This window comes from Paenisporosarcina sp. (assembly GCF_057785155.1).
This window is the reverse complement of sequence record NZ_JBYNRN010000034.1, coordinates 76,353-97,291: the sequence shown is the minus strand read 5'-3', so window position 1 is coordinate 97,291 and position 20,939 is coordinate 76,353. Positions and strand designations below refer to the sequence as shown.

Sequence of the window (20,939 nt, the reverse complement as noted above, 5' to 3'; positions counted from 1 at the left end):
TGAATATGCGCACATATAAAATAATTCATATCAAAAAAGAATATCAATCCTTTGTCATTGGTAGAGAGAAAATGTTGCATGAATTACTGTTTGATGAATCGCATTTCGTTACGGAAGAGCCTGAAGAGTTAAAATTTGTTTGTGAAAGCTTAAATACGAAGAACATGAAAGAATGTATTCAAGAACGTTTGCAACGCGTATTTACGAATATGACACTTAATCAGGATCACATCTTTTTTGAGCACCCTGTAAAGGGGTCGATCGAGATGTCCTTTTCCCCTTATTATTTACACGTGAGTTGTGAAGGTTCACAAATGTTAGATTTAGATCTATTTGCTGGTTTGTCAGATACATGTGATTGTTACTTAGCATTCCAGCAAGAACAGAATGCATTTGGGTGGCTAAAACCAATTAAAATTGATTCATTGCATTCGTTTTCAGAAATTCTAGACTTCGTATAGAAAGATTATGTGTTTTACTGTATAATCCTTCATGGAGATAACTTCTCAGTGGAACTTTCAAGAAGGAGGATATGAAATTATGGAATTATGGTTAGCTATAACTTTAATTGTTGTTGCATTAGCAGCTGGAGTTGCAATTGGTTTCTTTGCTGCTCGTCAATATATGATGAAGTATTTAAAAGATAACCCACCGGTTAACGAGCAAATGCTTCGCATGATGATGGCTCAAATGGGTCGTAAACCGTCTGAAAAACAAGTAAAACAAATGATGAATCAAATGAATAAAATGCAAAAATAAAAACAGCACTCCTTTGTGAGTGCTGTTTTATTTAATTGGCAACAAATCATACGTATATAAAAAATCTGCTACTGTTTGTTCATATTCTTCAGGGTTTTGATTAAATGATTGCGCATGTGGACCATTATCAAATAGTTTTAATTGTTTTGGACCATTTTTCAGTTCGTATAATTCTTTTGTCATTTCCGGCAAAATGAAATCATCTGGAACGCTATGAATGAATAAGACCGGTTTTTCAATATGTTTAACCGCTTCACGAGGGGATACAAGTCTCATTGAATAACCATCTCGAACTCGTAAGAAAACATCGGCTAATTTAATGGCATATCGCGTACGTAAAGGGGTTTCTTTTTTCATTAAATACAGCAATTGATCAGTGAAGTCTGAAAAAGCACAATCCGAAATGTAGAAATGGGCATGATCTTCAACTGTTCCAGCATACAAAATAGTTGTAGCTGCTCCCATAGATTCTCCATGTATCCCGATAATAGCTTCTTCGCCAGCATAATCGTGAACAGCATTAACAACAGCTTGTAAATCCATTTTTTCATAATGGCCAAAACTCGTTGTTTTACCGCCAGAATCCCCATGCCGTCTATGATCATAAACCACCGAATTAAAACCTAATCTTTCAAACAACCTTGCATATTTAACTGAATTTATTTTATTCTCAGTAACACCGTGGCAAATGACGACAAAATTAGTTGTTTTCAGAGGTTCTAGAAAAATCGCTTTTATCGGATACCCGTTTGGACTGTCAATCCACTTTTCTGTTTTCTGAACGGTATTAAACCACACTTCATCAAATCGCTTCGCAGTTATTTCACGATCAAGAATAAATGCATCATCTTTTTTCTTTAAATACATGAGACGATTCGTGAAAATAAAACCAAAAATCGCCGCACTGGCCGTAAAGATACTCCACAGAATACTCGTAACCCAAAGAATGCGACGCTTCATAATAATTCCTCCTATGAATGATTTATGGCAAACAGTCGATACATACCTGTGTCGATTGGTCTAGAAACATGAGGCTCTATTATTGAAACTGCTTTACATAATTGATTTAAATCGATTCCTGTCTCTATATTCATTGTATGCAACATGTTAACAACATCTTCCGTTGCCACATTTCCTGTTGCGCCTGGAGCGAATGGACAGCCGCCAAGACCTCCAGCAGATGTATCAAATCTCGTGATTCCAGCTTGTAAAGCAGCGAAAATATTAGCTAAGCCCATTTTACGTGTATCGTGAAAATGTGCGGTCATCAATACATTTGGCAAAAGCTCAGCTAATTTAGAAAATAGTTGGTAACTCTCTACTGGATTAGCCATACCTATAGTATCTGCAACGCTTAGCTCGTCAACACCCCATGAAGCGAACTCTTTACATAATGCTATTGTATCTGCTTCATTTATTTTTCCTTCATAAGGACAATAAAAAGCAGTAGAGATACAAGCTCGGATAAAAATTCCTTGTTCTTTTAATTTCGTTATGACCGGTTTTAAATCCTGCATGCTTTGTTCAGTCGTTTTGTTAATGTTTTTTAAGTTAAAGGTATTGCTCACACCGACAAATACAGCAAGGGAATCAGCACCAACTTCAAGCGCACGTTCTATTCCTTTTTCGTTTGGTGTTAGAACAATTTGTCGCCCTTTTTTTGAACTAAGTTGAACAATTTGAGAAGAATCAGCCATTTGTGGTACCCATTTTGGAGATACAAATGATGTGATTTCCATTTCTTGAATGCCTGCGTCTTGTAAAGAATGTATGAATTCTAATTTTGTCTCTGTCGATACTTGATTTTTTTCATTTTGAAGCCCATCACGCGGACCTACCTCGATAATTGTCACATTGTTTGGTAAACTAAACATATCATCCCTCCTACCTCTATTGTAATGATGGGATGGTGTCTCTAGCAAATATATTTTACATAAGGGTTGAAGGAGGATTTTCATGTCGACAAAAGAAGTTGTAATTGTCAGTGCAGTTCGTACAGCAATCGGTTCATTTCAAGGGTCACTTAAAGATGTGCCTGCTACAAAATTAGGTGCACTTGTAATAAAAGAAGCGTTAGTAAAAGCAGGAATTGAACCAAAACAAGTAAGCGAAGTTATTATGGGGAATGTTCTTCAAGCCGGGCTTGGACAAAATCCTGCTCGTCAAGCATCCATTTTTGCAGGTTTACCCGATACAGTGCCATCCATGACGATAAACAAAGTATGTGGATCGGGTCTTAAAGCAATTCATTTAGCGACACAAGCGATTGTATCGGGAGATTCTGATATCGTTGTTGCGGGTGGTATGGAGAATATGAGTCAAGCTCCTTACCTGTTAAAAAATGCTCGTGAAGGTTTCCGTATGGGCGATCAAAAAGTCGTAGATAGTATGATTTCTGACGGATTATGGTGTGCGTTTAATGATTACCATATGGGAATTACAGCTGAAAATTTATGTGACCGTTACGGAATTTCTCGTGAAGAACAAGATGAGTTTTCAGCTCGCTCTCAACAACGAGCTGTGAAGGCGATCGAAGCAGGTAAATTTAAAGAAGAAATCGTTCCTGTAGAAATCCCACAACGCAAAGGTGACCCAATTATTTTTGATACAGATGAGTATGTGAAACAAGGATCGACGGCTGAAAAACTGGGTGGTTTACGACCTGCATTTAAAAAAGAAGGCAGTGTAACAGCTGGTAATGCATCTGGTATCAACGACGGTGCAGCTGCTGTTGTGGTTATGTCAAAAGAAAAAGCTGATGAACTAGGATTAACTCCATTAGCGACAATTATTGCAAATGCCTCAGCAGGAGTTGATCCATCAGTAATGGGTATTGGACCAGTTCAAGCAGTCAAAAATGTTTTCCAAAAATCCGGATTATCGATGGCTGATATGGATTTAGTGGAAGCCAATGAAGCTTTCGCTGCTCAGTCTATTGCAGTTGACCGAGAATTATCATTTAATCATGAAAAATTGAACGTCAATGGTGGAGCTATTGCTCTTGGGCATCCAATCGGAGCAAGTGGTACTCGTATTTTCGTTTCACTTTTACATGAAATGATTAAACAAGATGCTAAAACTGGACTAGCTACGCTTTGTATCGGTGGCGGTCAAGGAGTGGCAACAATTATTAAAAGACCTTAAGTAGTAGGTGAGAACATGGCGAAAAAGAAACAACAAAAACGAAATCAATCTTCACCTTCATCACAGAAGCCAAAAGAATCATATTCGGAACATTTAAATATGGATGTTTTAGAGAAACTCAAATTGGCTAAGAAAGAATTGCAGGAAGCAGAAAAATTAAAAGAAGAAGAACGTGAAGCTCAATTGCAATTTGAACGAGTACAACGTGAAAAGAATAAATCCTTCGAAGAATTACTAGACGATTACGGTATGAAGGGCAATAAGTATTAGAAATATAGTGCAAAGAGCGAATCAAAGTGATAACTTCACTTTGATTCGCTCTTCTTTTTTAAAATAAACGCATGCTTCTAGTAGAAACAAAAGTAATTGAAAATATGTTTAATCTCGATGCTCGTTATAGACATCCTGTTTTAATAAATGGGAGACTTCCAGCAAACGCTCGTCGGAGACAGTTCTTTTATAAGCTCGAATTGTTTCGTTTAATTGATCTACCGAACTTGCACCTGCTAGAATGCTCGAAATTTGTGAGTTTTTTAGAACAAAGGCTGTAGCTTCTGAATGCAAATCTATTGAGTCACTTTGTAATTGCTGAAGCATTTCTAACAACTCTGCTTTAGAATACGTCCCATACCCCTCAGAAGAAGATGCCCGTGTAATTGCTTCATCTGTTAATAAACCTTTTGCAAGCGAACCACGAGTAACCACTGAAGCACCATAAGAAGAAATCGTTTCAAACCACTCTTCAGGTCGACGGTCAAGCATACTATATTGCATCATGACGGAGGAAGCATGACTATTCTCTAAAAAGTGTTTAATGACATTCGGTCGAATCGATGAAATTCCATATGCATGGATAAGACCTTCTTTTTTTAACTCTTCAAATGCATCAATTGCTTCATTCAAGTTATCATCCATTGTTCCGCCATGAAGTTGGTACAAATCCATGTAATCAGTTTGCAATCGCATTAAGCTCTCTTTAACTTGGTTTTTGATATATATCTTTGATGAATCCCAAGACCAGCTCGACCCATCAGAATTCCATTTGTTGCCGACTTTTGTAGCTAGAATAACTTGATCTCGTACTCCTTTTAAAGAGTGGCCGACTACTTCTTCATTCTTTCCTCGATCGTATAAATCTGCCGTATCAAAATAGGAAATGCCTTGATCAATTGCAGCATCTACTATGTATTTAGCTGCCTTCATATCAGTCGGTAAGGACATACAACCTAAACCGATTTCTGAAACATATATACCACTATTACCTAATTCTCGTTTCTTCATTAAGCATCCTCCTCATGTCATTCATGGTACAATTACGCTACTGATTAGTAAAACAGAAAGGATGATACATATGAAAAAATACGAAGAAAAATCAATTACATCCACCCCGATATATGATGGGAAAGTAATATCCTTGCGAGTTGATGAGGTTTCATTGCCAAATGGAAAAACGTCAAAAAGAGAGCTAATTAAACATCCAGGGGCTGTTGCAATCATTCCCATAACGGACGAGGGTAAAATTCTTTTAGTGCATCAATATAGGAAAGCCCTTGAACGTTCAATTATTGAAACGCCAGCTGGTAAATTAGAAGCTGGTGAATCACCTGAGGTTACTGCACGAAGAGAATTAGAAGAGGAGACAGGATTCGGCTGCCACAAATTGACGTATATTCAAAGCTTTGCAACTTCACCAGGATTTGCAGATGAAATTATTCATTTGTTTGTAGCTGAAGATTTGTATGTTCCTGAAGAAAAAGCACAACTTGATGAAGATGAATTCTTGGATGTTCTCCATACATCTATCGAAGAAGCAGAAAAAATGATGGCGAATGGTGAAATCTATGATGCCAAAACTGCTTTTAGTATTTTGTGGACAAAAGAATATTTACGAAATAAATAAGGTAGGACATGCATACATTACTCTATCGAGAAAGGTAGGTGGGTAATGTTGAACCGTTCTTTTCCTCTTATTTATTTACTAGGATTATTGGTTGTTGGTTATCTAGGTGGGCTATGGCTATTTTCGCATATGCCAAATGAACAAGTGAATCAGTTGATTAAGTGGATGGATCCTAGAATCTTGGATGATAAAGTACCAAGTAAGTTATCGTCTATCCTTCCTCAATTAGTATCCATTTTTCTGCTTCTCCTGTTTGCTACTCATTTGATTTTAAGGTATATAATTTTGCTGATTGGTACAATGAGATCAGTATTTTGGGGGATTTGCTCAGGGTACTTGATTGCTCAAGAGACTGAATTTTGGTCCTATGCGCTATGGTGGTTTCCATTCCAATTACTTTATTGCTCCCTTTTATTGTTAATTGGCTATTTGATGGTCCCGCCACATGCATTACATCCTCAGTTAACCAATCAAAAATTAAAGGTCATCGGCGTATTGGGTTGCATCTACTTATTGATTATCGCAATTGAATTATTTGTTCTTCCTTACATTCACGTATTATAATTTCTATTAAATTATAATAATAATCATTATAATCTATAAGCCTTTCTCTATCTTGAAAAAAGAAAGGTTCATTTGTTATAATGAAGGAAGTTTGAGGGGGGCGTCACATGGAAAGCCGTATTGACCGAATTAAAAAGCAACTTTCTGGTGCGAGCTATAAACTGACGCCACAACGTGAAGCGACAGTTAGAGTATTATTAGAAAATGAAGAAGATCATTTAAGCGCTGAAGATGTGTACCTTCTTGTTAAAAACAAAGCACCTGATATTGGATTAGCTACTGTTTATCGTACATTAGAATTATTAACAGAACTCAAAGTCGTTGATAAAATCAATTTCGGTGATGGTGTTTCTAGATATGATTTAAGACAAGAAGGAGCGGCACATTTCCATCACCACTTAGTCTGTATTGAATGTGGTGCTGTTGATGAAATCCAGGAGGATTTGCTAGAAGATGTGGAAGAAATCGTAGAAAAAAGATGGAACTTCCAAATTAAAGATCATCGCTTAACATTCCATGGTATTTGCTGGAGATGTCATGATAATGAAAGTAAGCCTTTAGAAGAAGAAAAATAACGACTAACAAGGATAGCTGCTAGCTGTCCTTTTTTCGTTTAAGGAGACATATAAATGACGACAAATATGACCGATTCAATTCAAGATTATTTGCATTTTTTACGAGTTGAAAAGCAATTAGCTCAAAACACGCTCGTTTCATATGAAAAAGATTTAAAATCCTACATATCCGATCTTACAGAATCACAACAGATTAAGTCTCTTGAAGATGTTGAAAGACATCATATCTTAGCTCATTTACAAAATCTAAAGTCATCTGGTCATTCGGCAAGAACTTTGGCTAGGCATATATCATCTATTCGTTCATTTCATCAATTTTTGCTTAGAGAAAAGGTTTCATCTAGTGATCCAACCGTTCATTTAGAAATGCCTCAACAAGATCGAACACTTCCAAAAATCCTTTCGCTTGAAGAAATTGAAGAATTACTGGAAGCCCCAAATCGTAACAAACCACAAGGGTTAAGAGACCGAGCAATGTTAGAACTTCTATATGCAAGTGGCATGCGTATTAGTGAATGTATATCGCTTGCAATAGAGGATGTACATTTAACGATGGGCTTCGTTCGATGTTACGGAAAGGGTGGCAAAGAACGTATTATTCCACTAGGTCGAACAGCTTTAGGAGCAGTTGAAGAATATTTACGTGAAGGTAGACCAAAACTAGCTAAAAAAGAAGTCCGAACGGATGCTCTTTTTATTAATCAGCGTGGGATTGGACTAACTAGACAAGGGTTTTGGAAATTATTAAAAGAACACGCGCTAAAAGCAGGGATAAAAAACGAAATCACACCGCATACTTTACGACATTCTTTTGCTACGCATTTAATTGAAAATGGAGCGGATTTAAGGGCGGTTCAAGAAATGCTCGGACATGCTGACATTTCCACTACTCAAATTTATACACATGTTAGTAAAACTAGACTTAAAGAAGTTTATAAAAAATTTCATCCTAGAGCTTAATTTAATTGCACATGTCAGAAGTCTGAAGTGTAATATTCCCAAACTTTTGTTAAGATACATTTATAAGCTTGAAGGAGGATTCTAATGGAAAATCTAACATTTAAACGCATACATTTAGTTGTAATGGATTCAGTAGGTATTGGAGAAGCTCCAGATGCTAAAAGCTTCGGAGATGAAGGTTCAGATACGCTCGGACATATTGCAGAGCGAATGGGTGGACTGAAGATGCCTAATATTGAAAAGTTGGGTCTATCAAATATTAGACCGATTAAAGGGATTTCCCCAATGGATAAGCCAACCGCTCATTTTGGTAAGTTACAAGAAGCATCTGTAGGTAAAGATACGATGACTGGACACTGGGAAATCATGGGCTTAAACATTGATAAGCCTTTTAAAGTTTACCCAAATGGATTTCCTCAAGAATTAATTCAAGCATTAGAAGAAAAGACAGGACGTAAAATCATTGGGAATAAACCTGCAAGTGGTACTGAGATATTAGACGAACTTGGTGAAGAACATATGAAAACGGGTGCGATTATCGTCTATACATCAGCTGACCCTGTGTTACAAATCGCTGCACATGAAGAGGTCGTTCCGTTAGAAGAACTTTACCAAATTTGTGAAATTGCTCGTGAATTAACATTATCACCTGAATTTTTAGTAGGCCGAATTATCGCTCGTCCGTTTTTAGGAGAGCCAGGTAACTTCAAACGTACAACAAATCGTCATGACTATGCTTTAAAACCATTTGAACGCACGGTGATGAATGAACTTCAAGACGCTAATTATGATGTCATTGCAATCGGTAAAATTGCTGATATTTACAATGGTGAAGGCGTAACTGAATCATTAAGAACAAAAGACAATATGGATGGAATGGACAAATTAAATGAAGTTGTTCGAAAACCTTTCCATGGCATTAGTTTCCTGAATTTAGTTGATTTTGACGCTCTTTATGGACATCGTCGTGATCCAATAGGATACGGTGAGGCATTAGAGGCATTCGATGCAAGACTTCCAGAAGTTTTAGAAGCGTTAACAAATGACGACTTACTTATTATTACTGCGGACCATGGAAATGATCCAACATTTGAAGGAACGGATCATACACGTGAATTTGTACCGGTTTTAGCATACTCACCAAGATTTACTAAAGGAACTGAACTTCCTGCAAGTGAAACGTTTGCTGATATAGGTGCTACAATTGCAGAAAACTTCCAAGTGCCAATGCCGAAATTCGGTCGTAGTTTTCTTTCATATTTAAAATAGAGGATAGGTGATCATTCATGAGAATGGTGGATTTAATAGAAAAGAAAAGAGACGGATCTGCATTAACGAATGAAGAAATTCGTTTTTTCATTAATGAATATACAAAAGGTGAAATCCCGGATTATCAAGTTAGTGCGTTATTAATGGCTATATATTTCCAAGATATGAACGATCAAGAGCGAGCTGATTTAACTCTTGCGATGGTCGAATCAGGAGATCAAATTCATTTGACTGAAATAGAAGGTATTAAAGTAGATAAGCATTCTACTGGCGGTGTTGGCGATACAACAACACTTGTCCTTGGTCCATTAGTTGCGGCTTGTGGTGTTCCTGTAGCTAAAATGAGTGGTCGTGGCTTAGGACATACCGGAGGAACAATTGATAAATTAGAAGCAATTGAAGGATTCCATGTCGAATTAACGACCGAGCAATTTACAAAACAAGTGAATGAGTTTAAATTAGCTGTTATTGGACAAAGTGGTAACTTAACACCGGCCGATAAAAAGCTTTATGCTTTACGCGACGTGACAGGTACTGTGAATAGCATTCCGTTAATCGCTAGTTCAATCATGAGTAAAAAAATTGCTGCAGGTGCTGACGCAATCGTTTTAGACGTTAAAACGGGTGAAGGTGCATTTATGAAAACGGTTGAAGATTCGAGAGCCTTAGCTAAAGCGATGGTTCAAATTGGAAATAACGTTGGTAGACAAACAATGGCGATTATTTCAGATATGAGTCAACCTCTAGGTTTTGCAATTGGAAATGCTTTAGAAGTGAAAGAAGCAATTGATACATTGCGAGGTAAAGGTCCTGCCGATTTAACGGAACTTTGTTTAGTTCTTGGAAGCCAAATGGTTGTTGTTGGTGGAAAAGCGAAAGATTTAGATGAAGCGAGAAAAATGCTTCTTGAAGTGATTGAAAATGGAAAAGCATTAGAAGTCTTTAAAGACTTCATTCAAGCTCAAGGAGGAAATCCAGCAGTTGTGGATCAACCTGAATTACTCCCTCAAGCAGCATTTACATTCGAAGTCCCTTCAAAGGAAAGTGGATTTGTGTCATTCATCGAAGCTGACGAAGTAGGAACGGCGGCGATGTTACTAGGTGCTGGAAGAGCGACCAAAGAATCCGAAATAGATTTAGCTGTAGGTATTGTTCTTCACAAAAAAGTAGGGGATTCAGTGGAAGCGGGGGAATCATTAGCAACCATTCACGCAAACACAGAAAACATCCAGCAGGTTTTGGAGATTTTGTATAAGCATATTGAGTTCTCTGCAGAACCTGTTACACCACCAAACTTAATCGAAGAAATTATTACCGAATAAAATAAGTAAGAAGAGGTGTTTCGGAAGTCGTGAAAAGTGACTTTTAGAACACCTCTTTTTTGTGTCTATAAGGAAATGAAATCTCAGATGAAGGCTATCCAACAACAGAAGGGCTCCGAAAGCAGAGCAAGCAGCCCTAATTAGTCCTGACCGCTCCGCTAAGCAGGTATTTCTGTTGGTGAATGTTCGCTCAGTTAAAGATTTGGCGATCTCGGTTAGAATTAGGGGATTCTCAGTTAGAAAAAAGGCATTCTTGGTTAGAAAAATCGCCATCAGTTGTAATTGTTGAGGTAGCACAATCTCCGAAGAAAGGCTAATCAACCGAAAAGGTTGCGAAAGCTACGCGTGCAGCCCAAATTAGCCATGCCCGCTCCGCTAGGCAGGTGTTTCTGTTAGTGGAGAGTCGCTCGGTGTTTGCCTTCCAGGAAAGCATCCATTGATATGGAAATCAATCATTTTATTTTTATTCAGGTTCAGATCTTCTTTTTTAAAAAAAGAAGGTCTTTTTTTATCTGGGTTGTTTAAATGTAAGAAAGATTTTCCATACTAGGGGTGGTGGCAATGTGCAGGATTTGTCGATAAATAAGAAGTTTTTACTTTATTTGTCAACGCGAAGGAATAACGATTAATCACCTCGAATAAACACCGAAAGGAGGATGAGAAATGAAACATCAACTGTTATTTGTCGAAGACGGCATCGCCATTATCCGGTTACGAGGTGAATTGGATCATCATGCGACACAACTAATTCGTGAAGAAATATCACAATCTTTATACAGAGGTAAGTTAAGGGCAATTATTTGGAATTTACAAGAGTTACATTTCATGGACAGTTCAGGGATTGGTTTAATTTTAGGAAGAATGAGAGATTTTGTACCTTCCAATGGTCAAACGGTTATTTTGCATCCATCTGAAACTATGAAAAAAATCTTTCAATATTCTGGTTTGGGATCATATGTTTGGGAAACAACAGAACAAGAAACAATTGATGCGTTAGGGGGGATTTTAAATGGACAATGAAATGACGCTATCGTTTATTGCCATTAGTGAAAATGAGGGTTTAGCGCGAATGGTTATGACCAGCTTTATCGCATCTTTAGACCCTACGATTGATGAGCTTGCTGAGTTTAAAACAATCGTCTCAGAAGCGGTTACAAACGCAATCATTCATGGGTACGAAGAGGACGCTCAAGGAATCGTGACGATTCGAGCGAAAAGAGATGGAAGAAAAATCACCATGACAATCAGCGATGAAGGTCGTGGAATCTCCGATTTAGAACAAGCCATGGAACCTTTGTTCACGACTAAACCTGAAAGAGAACGTTCTGGAATGGGCTTCACCATTATGGAAAGTTTTTCAGATCATTTATCGGTATGGTCAGAACCTCAGAAAGGAACTGCGATTACCTTTTCAAAAGATTTTTCACCCATTCACTCTAAAATCACGATGGGTGAACGATGACAGCCCCGATTGAACAACAACCCGTGTTGTTGACACAGGAGAAAATGAGAGAACTTATTTATGCATCACAACAAGGAGACAAGTTAGCTAGACAAACAATGGTTGAAGGAAATACGCGCCTTGTTTGGTCAATTGTGCAACGATTTGCTTCGCGGGGAGCCGATTTAGAAGATTTGTTTCAAATTGGATGTATCGGATTAATGAAATCTGTGGATAAGTTCGACTTATCGTATGAAGTGAAGTTTTCAACGTATGCGGTTCCAATGATTATTGGAGAAATTCAAAGATTTTTAAGAGACGATGGAATGGTCAAGGTAAGCCGCTCCATCCGTGAACTGAGTTTTAAAATACGTCATGCTACAGATGATTTCATTAGGCAGCATGAAAGACAACCAACATTAACTGAGCTTGCTGAAAAGTTAGAAGTAACAATGGATGAAATCGTTTTAGCTTCGGATGCTTTAAGAGATCCAGCCTCGTTGCATGAGCAATTATTTGAAAGTGAGGGCGATGCTTTAACTTTGATGGATCAGATTAGAGATGAAAGGTCAGAGCGGTCATTTGACCACATACCTCTTCGGGATATTATTTCAAAGTTAGGCAAACGTGAACAAATGATCATTTACTTGCGTTATTACTTAGATTGTACACAAAGTGATATTGCTGAAAGGTTAGGGATCTCACAAGTTCAAGTGTCAAGACTGGAAAAGAAAATATTGATACAGCTTAAGAGTTGGTTGTTACCAAAACAGACAACTGCAAAGGATGAATTCCGATAAAACAGTCTCTATTTACAGATATTGAAGCTGCTAAAAATTTTATTAAAGACCAATTTGGTGATGGCGAAAGCTTTGATGTGGGCATTAAGGACATGCATATTTGGTCCATGCCCACTCTATTGATTTATATGAACGGCTTAATCGATGGCAGTATGTTAACTCAATTACTGACATTGACACAGCCTACATCGAATCAATTACGAAGGAAACAGGAGTTAAACGAGTTTGAAGCGATGAACACTTGTTTTCCATACCACTCCGTAACAATTTACGATTCTAAGGATGCCTGGGTATCTGCGATATTAAGTGGTCAATTAGGAGTTGTAACCTCACAGGGGTTTGTTTTTAGCATAGATGTTCGATCTTATCCTGGAAGACAGCCTGAAGAACCAGATAATGAAAAGGTCATTAGAGGAGCAAGGGATGGATTTACAGAGAATATATTGCAGAATACAGCTTTGATTCGAAGAAGAATTCGAGATGTTTCGTTAAGATTTGAGCTAACTAAAATTTCGACTAGGGGTCAAACAGATATAGCTATTGGGTATATAAAAGGTCTCGCAAGTAAAGAGCATCTTAATTACCTAAGAAAACGCTTAAAAGAAATTCATCACGATGGCATGACAATGACAGATAAATCATTAGAAGAGTGGCTTTTTAAACAAAAATTCCATCCGGTCCCTTTTGTGAGATACACCGAGCGTGCTGATACTTGTGCTGCTCATTTGCTGGAAGGACATATTGCCATCATCGTTGATACTTCTCCTTCGGTCATACTTGTACCCACGACCATTTTTCATCATTTACAACATGCTGAAGAGTACCGTCAAGCACCACTAATTGGTACGCTTGTCCGATTGACTAGAATGGCTGGTTTTTGGATGAGTTTAACCTTTTTGCCATTCTGGTATTTGCTCGTAAAAGAGTCAAACCACTTACCAGATTTCCTTGCATTTATTGGACCGAAAGAAATGTCTGAAGTTCCTTTGTTTTTACAACTTATGTTTGCGGATTTAGGACTAGAATTCTTAAGGTTGGCAGCCATTCACACACCTACACCTTTGTCTACCGCTATGGGATTAGTTGCTGCTATTATTATTGGTCAAATCGCTATTGATGTGGGGTTGTTTATTCCTGAGGTTGTACTTTACTCGGCAATTGCCGCTATCTTTACTTTCGCTATTCCTTCGTATGAGCTCAGCGTTGCAACGAAGATTTTTAGAAATATGTTATTAGTTGCTACCGCAATATTTGGTGGAGTAGGTTACTTTGTAGGTTTACTCCTATTATTTATGTATTTATCTTCTTTAAAACCTATGGGCGTCCCATATTTATGGCCACTCGTCCCGTTTTTCCCGAAAGCATTTAGCCGAATATTAGTGAGGTTTCCGATATCTTCAGGTGCATTAAGGCCATTTATTGTTCAGTCTCCTAATCGTAAAAGATCGTAGTCCATACATTGCATCTAAGTCTTTTCCTATGGTAAGGTTCATATATTGAAAAATCACCAGGAGAGATGAAGATGCATTTATATGGAACGCAATCAATTAATGATTTAGGCGTATTACAAATTGGACAGGTTGACACTGTTGAACTAGCTAAAAAATATGGTACTCCGTTATTTGTCTATGACACTTCTTTAATTCGACAAAGAGCGAGAGCTTTTATTCAAACTTTTAAAAAAGCAAACGTAAAAGCAGAAGTTGCATATGCTAGTAAAGCTTTTTCAAGTATTGCAATGTACCAACTTGCAGCTGAAGAAAAGCTATCTTTAGATGTTGTTTCAGGTGGAGAACTATTTACGGCAATCCGTGCGGGTTTCCCGGTTGAACGAATTCATTTTCATGGAAATAACAAAAGTGATGAAGAAATTATGTTTGCCATCACTTCCAAAATTGGATGTATTGTTGTAGACAATTTCCATGAAATCGATCGTTTAAAAGCAATCGCAAGTGAACAAAACGTAAAGGTGCGAATTTTACTACGTGTTACTCCTGGAATTGAAGCCCATACACATGACTATATTACGACAGGTCAAGCAGATTCGAAATTCGGATTTGACTTAATGAATGGACAAGCTGATCAAGCATTTCAATCAGTAAAAGACCATTCATCAATTCATCTATTAGGTATGCACTGTCATATAGGTTCTCAAATTTTTGATACCGTTGCTTTTTCATTGGCCGCTAAAAAACTGATGAATAAAATGAAGGATTGGCATCAAAAAGATGATTTTATATGTGAGGTTCTTAACTTAGGCGGAGGATTTGGAATTCGTTATACCGAAGAAGATGATCCGCTAGAGCCATCGGTATATGTTGAAGATATGATTAAAACGATCAGAGATGAGTTAAGTAAAGTCGATTATCCAATGCCGGAGATTTGGATTGAACCAGGTCGTTCGTTAGTTGGTGACGCTGGAACTACGTTGTATACAATAGGTTCTCAAAAAGAGATTCCATCAACCCGTACCTATTTAGCGGTAGACGGAGGAATGTCAGACAATATTCGACCAGCACTTTATCAAGCTAAATATGATGCAGCGATTGCCAATAATATGCTTTCTACGGCCGATACAACTTATACGATTGCAGGGAAATGCTGTGAATCTGGTGACAAATTAATTGAAGAAATTAATCTTCCTAAAGCGAATGCAGGTGATTATTTAGCTGTTTTTTGCACCGGTGCATACGGCTATTCTATGGCAAGTAACTACAATCGTCTTGCTAAACCAGCTGTTGTTTTTGTTGAAAATGGAAACCATCGTTTAGTCATTAAAAGAGAATCATTAGAAGATTTAATACGTTTAGATGTTTCTTTATACGATGATTCAATTGGTGGTGCAAAATGAAAAAACAAAATGTCATGTTGTTCATATTTATAGGTTTAATCGCGATAATATGGGGTATTATATATTGGGTTTTCATTGCTCCAAATCGCTAATGAATGGAACTTTAGTTGAAATTCTTTTCTTTATCATGTAGGATTGTCATGGTGCTTAAAGGGATCAAAAATGAGGGATATCAAATATGCTAGTACGTTATAAAAAAACATGTGAAAAAATAGCGATGGGTCTTTTATCGTTTATGCCAGAGGAAAAAGCTTTGAAAAAATTGCAGGTTTCCATGCAATTATATGAGACAAATCCGAATTGGCATTTATTCATGTGGAAAAAAGAAGAAGACTTTGTTGGCTTAATAGGTGTAGAGTCCGTTGAAGACGTTTGTGTGATTCAGCACATTACGGTTAATCCGTCACATCGTGGAGATGGTATAGGCAAAGCAATGGTGAACAGTGTTCAACAATTTTTACCTTGTACGGTCGTAACTTCTACTGAAATTACTAAGCCATTCATTGATAAATGCATGAACTAAAAAGAAGGGACTAACTGCTAAGTCATTAGTGACTGAGTGGTGGTCCCTTTTTTAATGCAATGATTTCAGTTTTAAGGAAATTATATATTTCGAAGTAAGTAAAGCGATTCTGAACCAAAAACAGAGGTTTTGATAAGTCTTCCACTTTAGTCTAGTGTCAACTAGAAAAAGCAGTTTACTAAATAGAATAAAATCAGGGGTATGCCAATGATAATTTATGATGTACATATATAGTTGTTTATGAAAATATTTTTATGACCGATGATTTTAATGGAGGTGGCGACTCCAGGGGGGAACAGCACGAGCTGAAGACCCTGGACTGAGCGAAGCGAAGGAAGCGGCTAAAGCCGTGCCCCCCGGAAAGCGTCCACCGCAATGAAAATCCTCCATTTCTTATATAGAAAAGGGTTGTCCCTAAAGTCACTTTTCATGACTTTTGGAACAACCCTTCATTTTTTCTTCTCTAGCTTTTAGTATTTCACTGCGGTCTCTTCGCATATGTTTGTGTATAAGTTCTTCACCAATTAAGGCTAACGGCATCTGTTGCTTTTGAATCCGTTGATTTAACTCATCGGAAAGGATCGAAAGGGTGAACGGTTTAAACTCTTTTGATTGATTAATGAGGGCAATAGAATTTTCTAAGTTCAAATGCATTTCTGCCATATCTATTCCACTATAATATTCACTAGTTAGATCCAATGAAAATCGTTTTTGTGCATTTTCTAATGACCGTTTTGCACCCGCTCTGTTATTCCTTCTCCAGTGGTACATTCCTGTTGAAAGTAAAATCCACGCAGTTAAAGCATGTGACTTATCATTCGGTGAAACACTTTTCCAATACTCCTCTAATACTTCATGACATTCAAAATAATCTTGTTGTTCATTGAAATAAAGAATAAATTGCAAAAAAAGTGGATGAAACAACGGATGCATTCTTTTCACCATTCCTCTATACTAAAGTTTGATTATATATTGCTAGGGGGAGAGACTGTGTCTTACAAAGTTAGATTAGAGGCGTTTGAAGGTCCTCTCGATTTATTATTGCATTTAATACATCGTTTGGAAATTGATATCTATGATATTCCAATGGCAGAACTGACAGTTCAATATATGGACCACATACGTGCAATGCAGGTAATGGAATTGAATGAAGCAAGTGAATATTTGGTCATGGCCGCATCACTCTTAGCTATAAAAAGTAAAATGTTATTACCAATCCATGAAGGAGAAGTGGACGATCTCGACCTTCAAATGGAAGGGCAAGATCCGCGTGACGAGCTGGTTAGTCGTCTAATCGAATATAGAAAATATAAAGAAGCTGCTGAAACTTTTCAAGAACTGGAGCAAACTCGGGCACAATATTTCACAAGACCTCCAAGTGATTTGACAGATCTTCAACAAATATCTCAGCTATCTTTTTTTGATGATTCATTAAATGTTTATGATATGCTTGGTGCTTTTCAAAAAATGCTGAGAAGAAATGTTTTAAAAGCTCCACTTACAACAAAGATTGCACGACAAGAACTCTCCGTGAAAGATCAAATGCAATCCGTCTTTCACACACTTAAAACAAGAGGAGGCCGTTGTTCGTTCAGTGACCTCTTTCCAGTGCATGATAAAACAACGTTGGTCGTAACATTCTTATCCATTCTGGAGTTAATGAAGCGACAGTATATTACCGTTTCCCAACAAAAGAACTTTGAAGATTTAGACGTACAACTATTGATTGAAAAGTGGGAGGATGAATCTCTTGAAACAGTTGATGAGTAAAATAGAGAGTCTACTTTTCGTAACAGGCGATGATGGACTGACAATTAAACAATTAGAAATTATTACTGAAGAAAATTCGAAGGATCTGATCGAAGCGATTAAAGCCCTTCAAAACGACTATGCTAGTTCTGAGGTACGAGGAATTGAGATAAAAGAGTTAGCAGGAACCTATCAGTTAATATCTAAAAAAGAGAATGCTGAAATTATTCAAAAGTTAGTTGAAAATCCTACAAATCAATCACTCTCTCAAGCTTCACTCGAGACATTAGCAATCATTGCTTATAAACAACCGATTACGAGAATTGAAGTGGAAGATTTAAGAGGTGTTAAGAGTGAAAGACCAATACATACATTAGTAGCCAAAGGTTTGATTCATGAAGTTGGTCGAGCTGAAGGGACGGGTAGAGCAATTCTATATGGAACGACAAATGAATTTTTGAATGCATTTGGATTAATGAACTTACAAGAGCTACCGCCTTTACCAGATGAAGTGGTTGACTCAGAAGACGATGGGCAAACGGATTTATTTATGACGAAGTTTCAAGAAACGTTTGGAGATCAACAAGATTAAAAAACGAAAGGTGTTCATGCTTGAAAAAAATCTTCTCTATTTTTTTGTTAGTAGTTCTTATGTTCCTTTATGTCAGTCCCAATACGGAAGCGTATGGATCTTCTTATGCGGTTATTGATGCGAATACAGGTCGATTGCTATTTGGTAGTAACGCTCATGAACAAATGCCAATTGCGAGTTTAACCAAAATTTGGACGGCTTATGTCACTGCAGAAGAAGTGAATATGAAAGAGGAAGCCCAAATTTCTTCTAATGCAGCTACCCAAGAGGGATCTTCCATTTATTTAAAAGCAGGCGATAATCAACGAATTGAAAAATTGTTATACGGTCTTATGCTTCGATCTGGAAACGATTCAGCTGTAGCGTTAGCTGAGCATGTAGGCGGGTCTGTCGAAGGCTTTGTTGATTTGATGAATGAAAAAGCAAGAATCGCTGGACTTCAACAAACTGTCTTTAGAAATCCATCTGGTCTTCATCATGAAGAACATCTCTCTACGGCTTTTGATACAGCTCTAATGTTGAAAAATGCAATGGGGAATACAGAACTGAAAAAAATTATGAGCACTGATTATTATCGAAGCGAAGGTGTACACTGGGAAAACAAACATAAACTCGTCCGTTCAAATTCGTTAGCTATTTCAGGAAAGACAGGATATACAAAAGCAGCGGGGAGAACGCTTGCTACATACTTCAAAAAAGACGAGCAAGAAATTATTGTTGTGACGCTGAATGATTCAAATGATTGGAAATCCCATCAAGAACTAGCTGATCGAGCGTTTAAACAATATAATATGGTACAATTAGTTCAAGAAGGTGCATATGACTTACCAGGTGATTTAGTTGTCCGGCTAAATAAGCCAATTCATTTGATTGTTAAAGATAAAGAACAGGTACAGCATGTGGTCTTGTTAAATCGATCACACAATGGAATTCGAACGGGTCAATGGACTGTTCAAATAGATGGAAAACCTGTTTATTCACAACAAGTGCATATTGAGCGGAATCGTAGATGAAGACTGCTTTTTCTAAAAGCGGTCTTCTTTTAATTTGGTTGAAAGTGTGACATACTTTTTTTAATTAGAAAGCAATTATAATGAGGTGAAACCATGGAAAGATTACAAAAAATGCTAGCCCACGCAGGTGTAGCATCTAGACGAAAAGCAGAACAATTAATACTTGAAGGAAAAGTACAAGTTAATGGGAAAGTTGTTAGAGAATTAGGAACGAAGGTTTCTGAATCAGACACCATCGAAGTAGCAGGAGTAAAGTTGGAAAAAGAGCAAAAGGTGTATTATTTATTGTACAAGCCTAGAGGTATTATTTCAGCTGTTACGGATGATAAAGGAAGAAAAACCGTTTCGGATTTATTTCCTTTCGTACCTGAAAGAATCTTCCCGGTTGGTCGTTTAGATTATGAAACATCTGGTCTTCTTTTGATGACAAATGATGGTGATTTTTCATATATGCTTACACATCCGAAATTTAAAATTGATAAAACGTATGTTGCTCGTGTTAAAGGCATACCGACAAGAGAACAATTGCGACCACTTGAACGTGGTGTCGTGTTAGAAGATGGCAAAACAGCTCCTGCACGAGTTAAAATGCTTTCTTCAGATAAAAAAGCGGACAAAGCTATTATTGAAATTACGATACATGAAGGGAAAAACCGCCAAGTGCGTCGTATGTTTGATGCGATCGGTTTCCCCGTTCAAAAACTAAAAAGAGAACGTTTTGCCTTTTTAAATCTGCACGGCCTAAATGCAGGAGAATCTCGCGAGCTTACTTCTCACGAAGTGAAATTACTTCGAGTTCAAGCTGAAACAGGGAAAATAGGCTCTTGATTTAAATAACTAAACGTTCACAAACCCTTCAAATGTATAGGCAAAGTACGATTTTTTCTTTGTTATAATAAGTTTACATTCGTACGTCTTGTAGGAGGTTAACAAAGTGACACAGACGAAACAAAAAAGATTTATTTTAAGAACTGTCATTCTTACAGTTTTAGCTGCAGCTATTATCTACACCATTTATTCCAATGCAACGAAGGAAAGAACTCAAATTTTAGGTGTTGGAGATGAAGCACCTGATTTTACCTTGGAAGATTTAAATGGTGAGGAGCATCGTTTATCTGATTATAAAGGACAAGGTGTATTCTTGAATTTCTGGGGAACTTGGTGTAAACCTTGTGCAAAAGAAATGCCAGCCATGAATAATCAATATGCAGAATATAAAGACCAAGGTGTTCAAATTCTTGCTATTAATATTGCGCAATCTAATTTCGAGGTCCAAAAATTTGCTAATCAATATGGGTTGGATTTCCCAGTTGTTTTAGATCGTACGAAAAGTGTCATGCACACATATAATGTGGATCCTCTTCCAACAACTATTTTAGTGAACCCTGAAGGTAAAATTGAACGCATTATTACTGGAGAAATGACAGAACAGGATATCGCTACTTTTATGGAGCAGATTAAACCTGAATAAGGAGTC

25 protein-coding genes are annotated in these 20,939 nt (G+C 37.3%); 21 read left to right on the top strand and 4 right to left on the bottom strand.

Annotated features, from left to right (window positions below):
• Positions 1-5 precede the first annotated feature (5 nt).
• Both sirA and AC3EA5_RS12860 read left to right on the top strand, forming a co-directional pair.
• Positions 6-461, top strand: coding sequence for a sporulation inhibitor of replication protein SirA (gene sirA / locus AC3EA5_RS12865; RefSeq protein ID WP_488608699.1), 456 nt, complete (start codon positions 6-8; stop codon positions 459-461).
• Positions 462-540: 79 nt separating this feature from the next.
• Complete coding sequence (locus tag AC3EA5_RS12860; protein WP_394187474.1) at positions 541-759, top strand: YneF family protein; 219 nt, start codon at positions 541-543, stop codon at positions 757-759.
• A 27-nt stretch (positions 760-786) separates the two neighbouring features.
• Here AC3EA5_RS12860 and AC3EA5_RS12855 read toward each other — a convergent pair whose 3' ends face one another.
• Both AC3EA5_RS12855 and AC3EA5_RS12850 read right to left on the bottom strand, forming a co-directional pair.
• The gene (locus tag AC3EA5_RS12855; protein ID WP_488608698.1) at positions 787-1,719 is read right to left on the bottom strand and encodes an alpha/beta hydrolase; all 933 of its coding nucleotides are present in this window, start codon (positions 1,717-1,719) and stop codon (positions 787-789) included.
• A gap of 11 nt (positions 1,720-1,730) precedes the next feature.
• On the bottom strand, positions 1,731-2,633 hold the full coding sequence (locus AC3EA5_RS12850) for a hydroxymethylglutaryl-CoA lyase (protein ID WP_488608697.1): 903 nt from the start codon (positions 2,631-2,633) through the stop codon (positions 1,731-1,733).
• Positions 2,634-2,715: 82 nt separating this feature from the next.
• Between AC3EA5_RS12850 and AC3EA5_RS12845 the strand changes: the two genes are divergently transcribed.
• Both AC3EA5_RS12845 and AC3EA5_RS12840 read left to right on the top strand, forming a co-directional pair.
• A complete protein-coding gene (locus AC3EA5_RS12845; RefSeq protein ID WP_488608696.1) occupies positions 2,716-3,903 on the top strand; it encodes an acetyl-CoA C-acetyltransferase in 1,188 nt (395 codons plus the stop codon).
• A 15-nt stretch (positions 3,904-3,918) separates the two neighbouring features.
• Complete coding sequence (locus AC3EA5_RS12840) at positions 3,919-4,173, top strand: YqkE family protein (protein WP_488608695.1); 255 nt, start codon at positions 3,919-3,921, stop codon at positions 4,171-4,173.
• A gap of 108 nt (positions 4,174-4,281) precedes the next feature.
• Here the strand turns inward: AC3EA5_RS12840 and AC3EA5_RS12835 are convergent, their stop codons facing one another.
• Complete coding sequence (locus AC3EA5_RS12835) at positions 4,282-5,184, bottom strand: aldo/keto reductase (protein WP_488608694.1); 903 nt, start codon at positions 5,182-5,184, stop codon at positions 4,282-4,284.
• Between the two features lie 70 nt (positions 5,185-5,254).
• On the opposite strand from AC3EA5_RS12835, the gene AC3EA5_RS12830 reads away from it, so the two are divergent.
• The 12 genes from AC3EA5_RS12830 to AC3EA5_RS12775 all read left to right on the top strand — a co-directional run bounded on the left by AC3EA5_RS12830 (position 5,255) and on the right by AC3EA5_RS12775 (position 16,108).
• Positions 5,255-5,803: an NUDIX hydrolase gene (locus AC3EA5_RS12830; RefSeq protein ID WP_488608693.1), complete on the top strand. Its 549-nt coding sequence runs from the start codon at positions 5,255-5,257 to the stop codon at positions 5,801-5,803.
• A gap of 48 nt (positions 5,804-5,851) precedes the next feature.
• Entirely contained in the window at positions 5,852-6,367 is a 516-nt protein-coding gene (locus AC3EA5_RS12825; protein ID WP_488608692.1) for a hypothetical protein, read from the top strand.
• 107 nt (positions 6,368-6,474) lie between these two features.
• Positions 6,475-6,942 (top strand): ferric iron uptake transcriptional regulator, encoded by a 468-nt coding sequence (gene fur / locus AC3EA5_RS12820; protein ID WP_394187482.1) that lies wholly within the window; start codon positions 6,475-6,477, stop codon positions 6,940-6,942.
• 66 nt (positions 6,943-7,008) lie between these two features.
• Positions 7,009-7,902, top strand: a complete 894-nt coding sequence (gene xerD / locus AC3EA5_RS12815) for a site-specific tyrosine recombinase XerD (protein WP_488608707.1) — start codon at positions 7,009-7,011, stop codon at positions 7,900-7,902.
• An 84-nt stretch (positions 7,903-7,986) separates the two neighbouring features.
• Positions 7,987-9,171 (top strand): phosphopentomutase, encoded by a 1,185-nt coding sequence (gene deoB, locus AC3EA5_RS12810; RefSeq protein ID WP_488608691.1) that lies wholly within the window; start codon positions 7,987-7,989, stop codon positions 9,169-9,171.
• A 17-nt stretch (positions 9,172-9,188) separates the two neighbouring features.
• Entirely contained in the window at positions 9,189-10,493 is a 1,305-nt protein-coding gene (locus AC3EA5_RS12805; protein WP_488608690.1) for a pyrimidine-nucleoside phosphorylase, read from the top strand.
• A gap of 663 nt (positions 10,494-11,156) precedes the next feature.
• A complete protein-coding gene (locus tag AC3EA5_RS12800) occupies positions 11,157-11,513 on the top strand; it encodes an STAS domain-containing protein (protein ID WP_394187485.1) in 357 nt (118 codons plus the stop codon).
• A complete protein-coding gene (gene spoIIAB, locus AC3EA5_RS12795) occupies positions 11,503-11,955 on the top strand; it encodes an anti-sigma F factor (protein ID WP_394187486.1) in 453 nt (150 codons plus the stop codon). The genes AC3EA5_RS12800 and spoIIAB overlap by 11 nt, the downstream gene beginning before the upstream one ends.
• The gene (locus AC3EA5_RS12790; RefSeq protein WP_488608689.1) at positions 11,952-12,734 is read left to right on the top strand and encodes a SigF/SigG family RNA polymerase sporulation sigma factor; all 783 of its coding nucleotides are present in this window, start codon (positions 11,952-11,954) and stop codon (positions 12,732-12,734) included. The genes spoIIAB and AC3EA5_RS12790 overlap by 4 nt, the downstream gene beginning before the upstream one ends.
• The gene (locus AC3EA5_RS12785) at positions 12,731-14,185 is read left to right on the top strand and encodes a spore germination protein (protein WP_488608706.1); all 1,455 of its coding nucleotides are present in this window, start codon (positions 12,731-12,733) and stop codon (positions 14,183-14,185) included. The genes AC3EA5_RS12790 and AC3EA5_RS12785 overlap by 4 nt, the downstream gene beginning before the upstream one ends.
• A 71-nt stretch (positions 14,186-14,256) precedes the next feature.
• Positions 14,257-15,585 carry a diaminopimelate decarboxylase gene (gene lysA, locus AC3EA5_RS12780; protein ID WP_488608688.1) on the top strand — a complete coding sequence of 443 codons (1,329 nt, stop codon included), beginning with the start codon at positions 14,257-14,259 and terminating at the stop codon, positions 15,583-15,585.
• A 178-nt stretch (positions 15,586-15,763) separates the two neighbouring features.
• The gene (locus AC3EA5_RS12775; RefSeq protein WP_394187489.1) at positions 15,764-16,108 is read left to right on the top strand and encodes a GNAT family N-acetyltransferase; all 345 of its coding nucleotides are present in this window, start codon (positions 15,764-15,766) and stop codon (positions 16,106-16,108) included.
• Positions 16,109-16,528: 420 nt separating this feature from the next.
• On the opposite strand, the gene AC3EA5_RS12770 is transcribed toward AC3EA5_RS12775, so the two are convergent.
• The gene (locus AC3EA5_RS12770) at positions 16,529-17,041 is read right to left on the bottom strand and encodes a DUF309 domain-containing protein (protein ID WP_488608687.1); all 513 of its coding nucleotides are present in this window, start codon (positions 17,039-17,041) and stop codon (positions 16,529-16,531) included.
• A 57-nt stretch (positions 17,042-17,098) separates the two neighbouring features.
• Between AC3EA5_RS12770 and AC3EA5_RS12765 the strand changes: the two genes are divergently transcribed.
• From AC3EA5_RS12765 to resA, 5 genes are all read left to right on the top strand, one after another.
• Positions 17,099-17,878, top strand: a complete 780-nt coding sequence (locus AC3EA5_RS12765; RefSeq protein WP_488608686.1) for a segregation/condensation protein A — start codon at positions 17,099-17,101, stop codon at positions 17,876-17,878.
• On the top strand, positions 17,859-18,449 hold the full coding sequence (gene scpB / locus AC3EA5_RS12760; protein ID WP_488608685.1) for an SMC-Scp complex subunit ScpB: 591 nt from the start codon (positions 17,859-17,861) through the stop codon (positions 18,447-18,449). The genes AC3EA5_RS12765 and scpB overlap by 20 nt, the downstream gene beginning before the upstream one ends.
• 20 nt (positions 18,450-18,469) lie before the next feature.
• Positions 18,470-19,462: a D-alanyl-D-alanine carboxypeptidase family protein gene (locus tag AC3EA5_RS12755; RefSeq protein WP_488608684.1), complete on the top strand. Its 993-nt coding sequence runs from the start codon at positions 18,470-18,472 to the stop codon at positions 19,460-19,462.
• A 93-nt stretch (positions 19,463-19,555) separates the two neighbouring features.
• On the top strand, positions 19,556-20,290 hold the full coding sequence (locus AC3EA5_RS12750) for a pseudouridine synthase (protein WP_488608683.1): 735 nt from the start codon (positions 19,556-19,558) through the stop codon (positions 20,288-20,290).
• 106 nt (positions 20,291-20,396) lie between these two features.
• Positions 20,397-20,933 (top strand): thiol-disulfide oxidoreductase ResA, encoded by a 537-nt coding sequence (resA, locus tag AC3EA5_RS12745; protein WP_488608682.1) that lies wholly within the window; start codon positions 20,397-20,399, stop codon positions 20,931-20,933.
• The last annotated feature ends 6 nt before the right edge of the window (positions 20,934-20,939 follow it).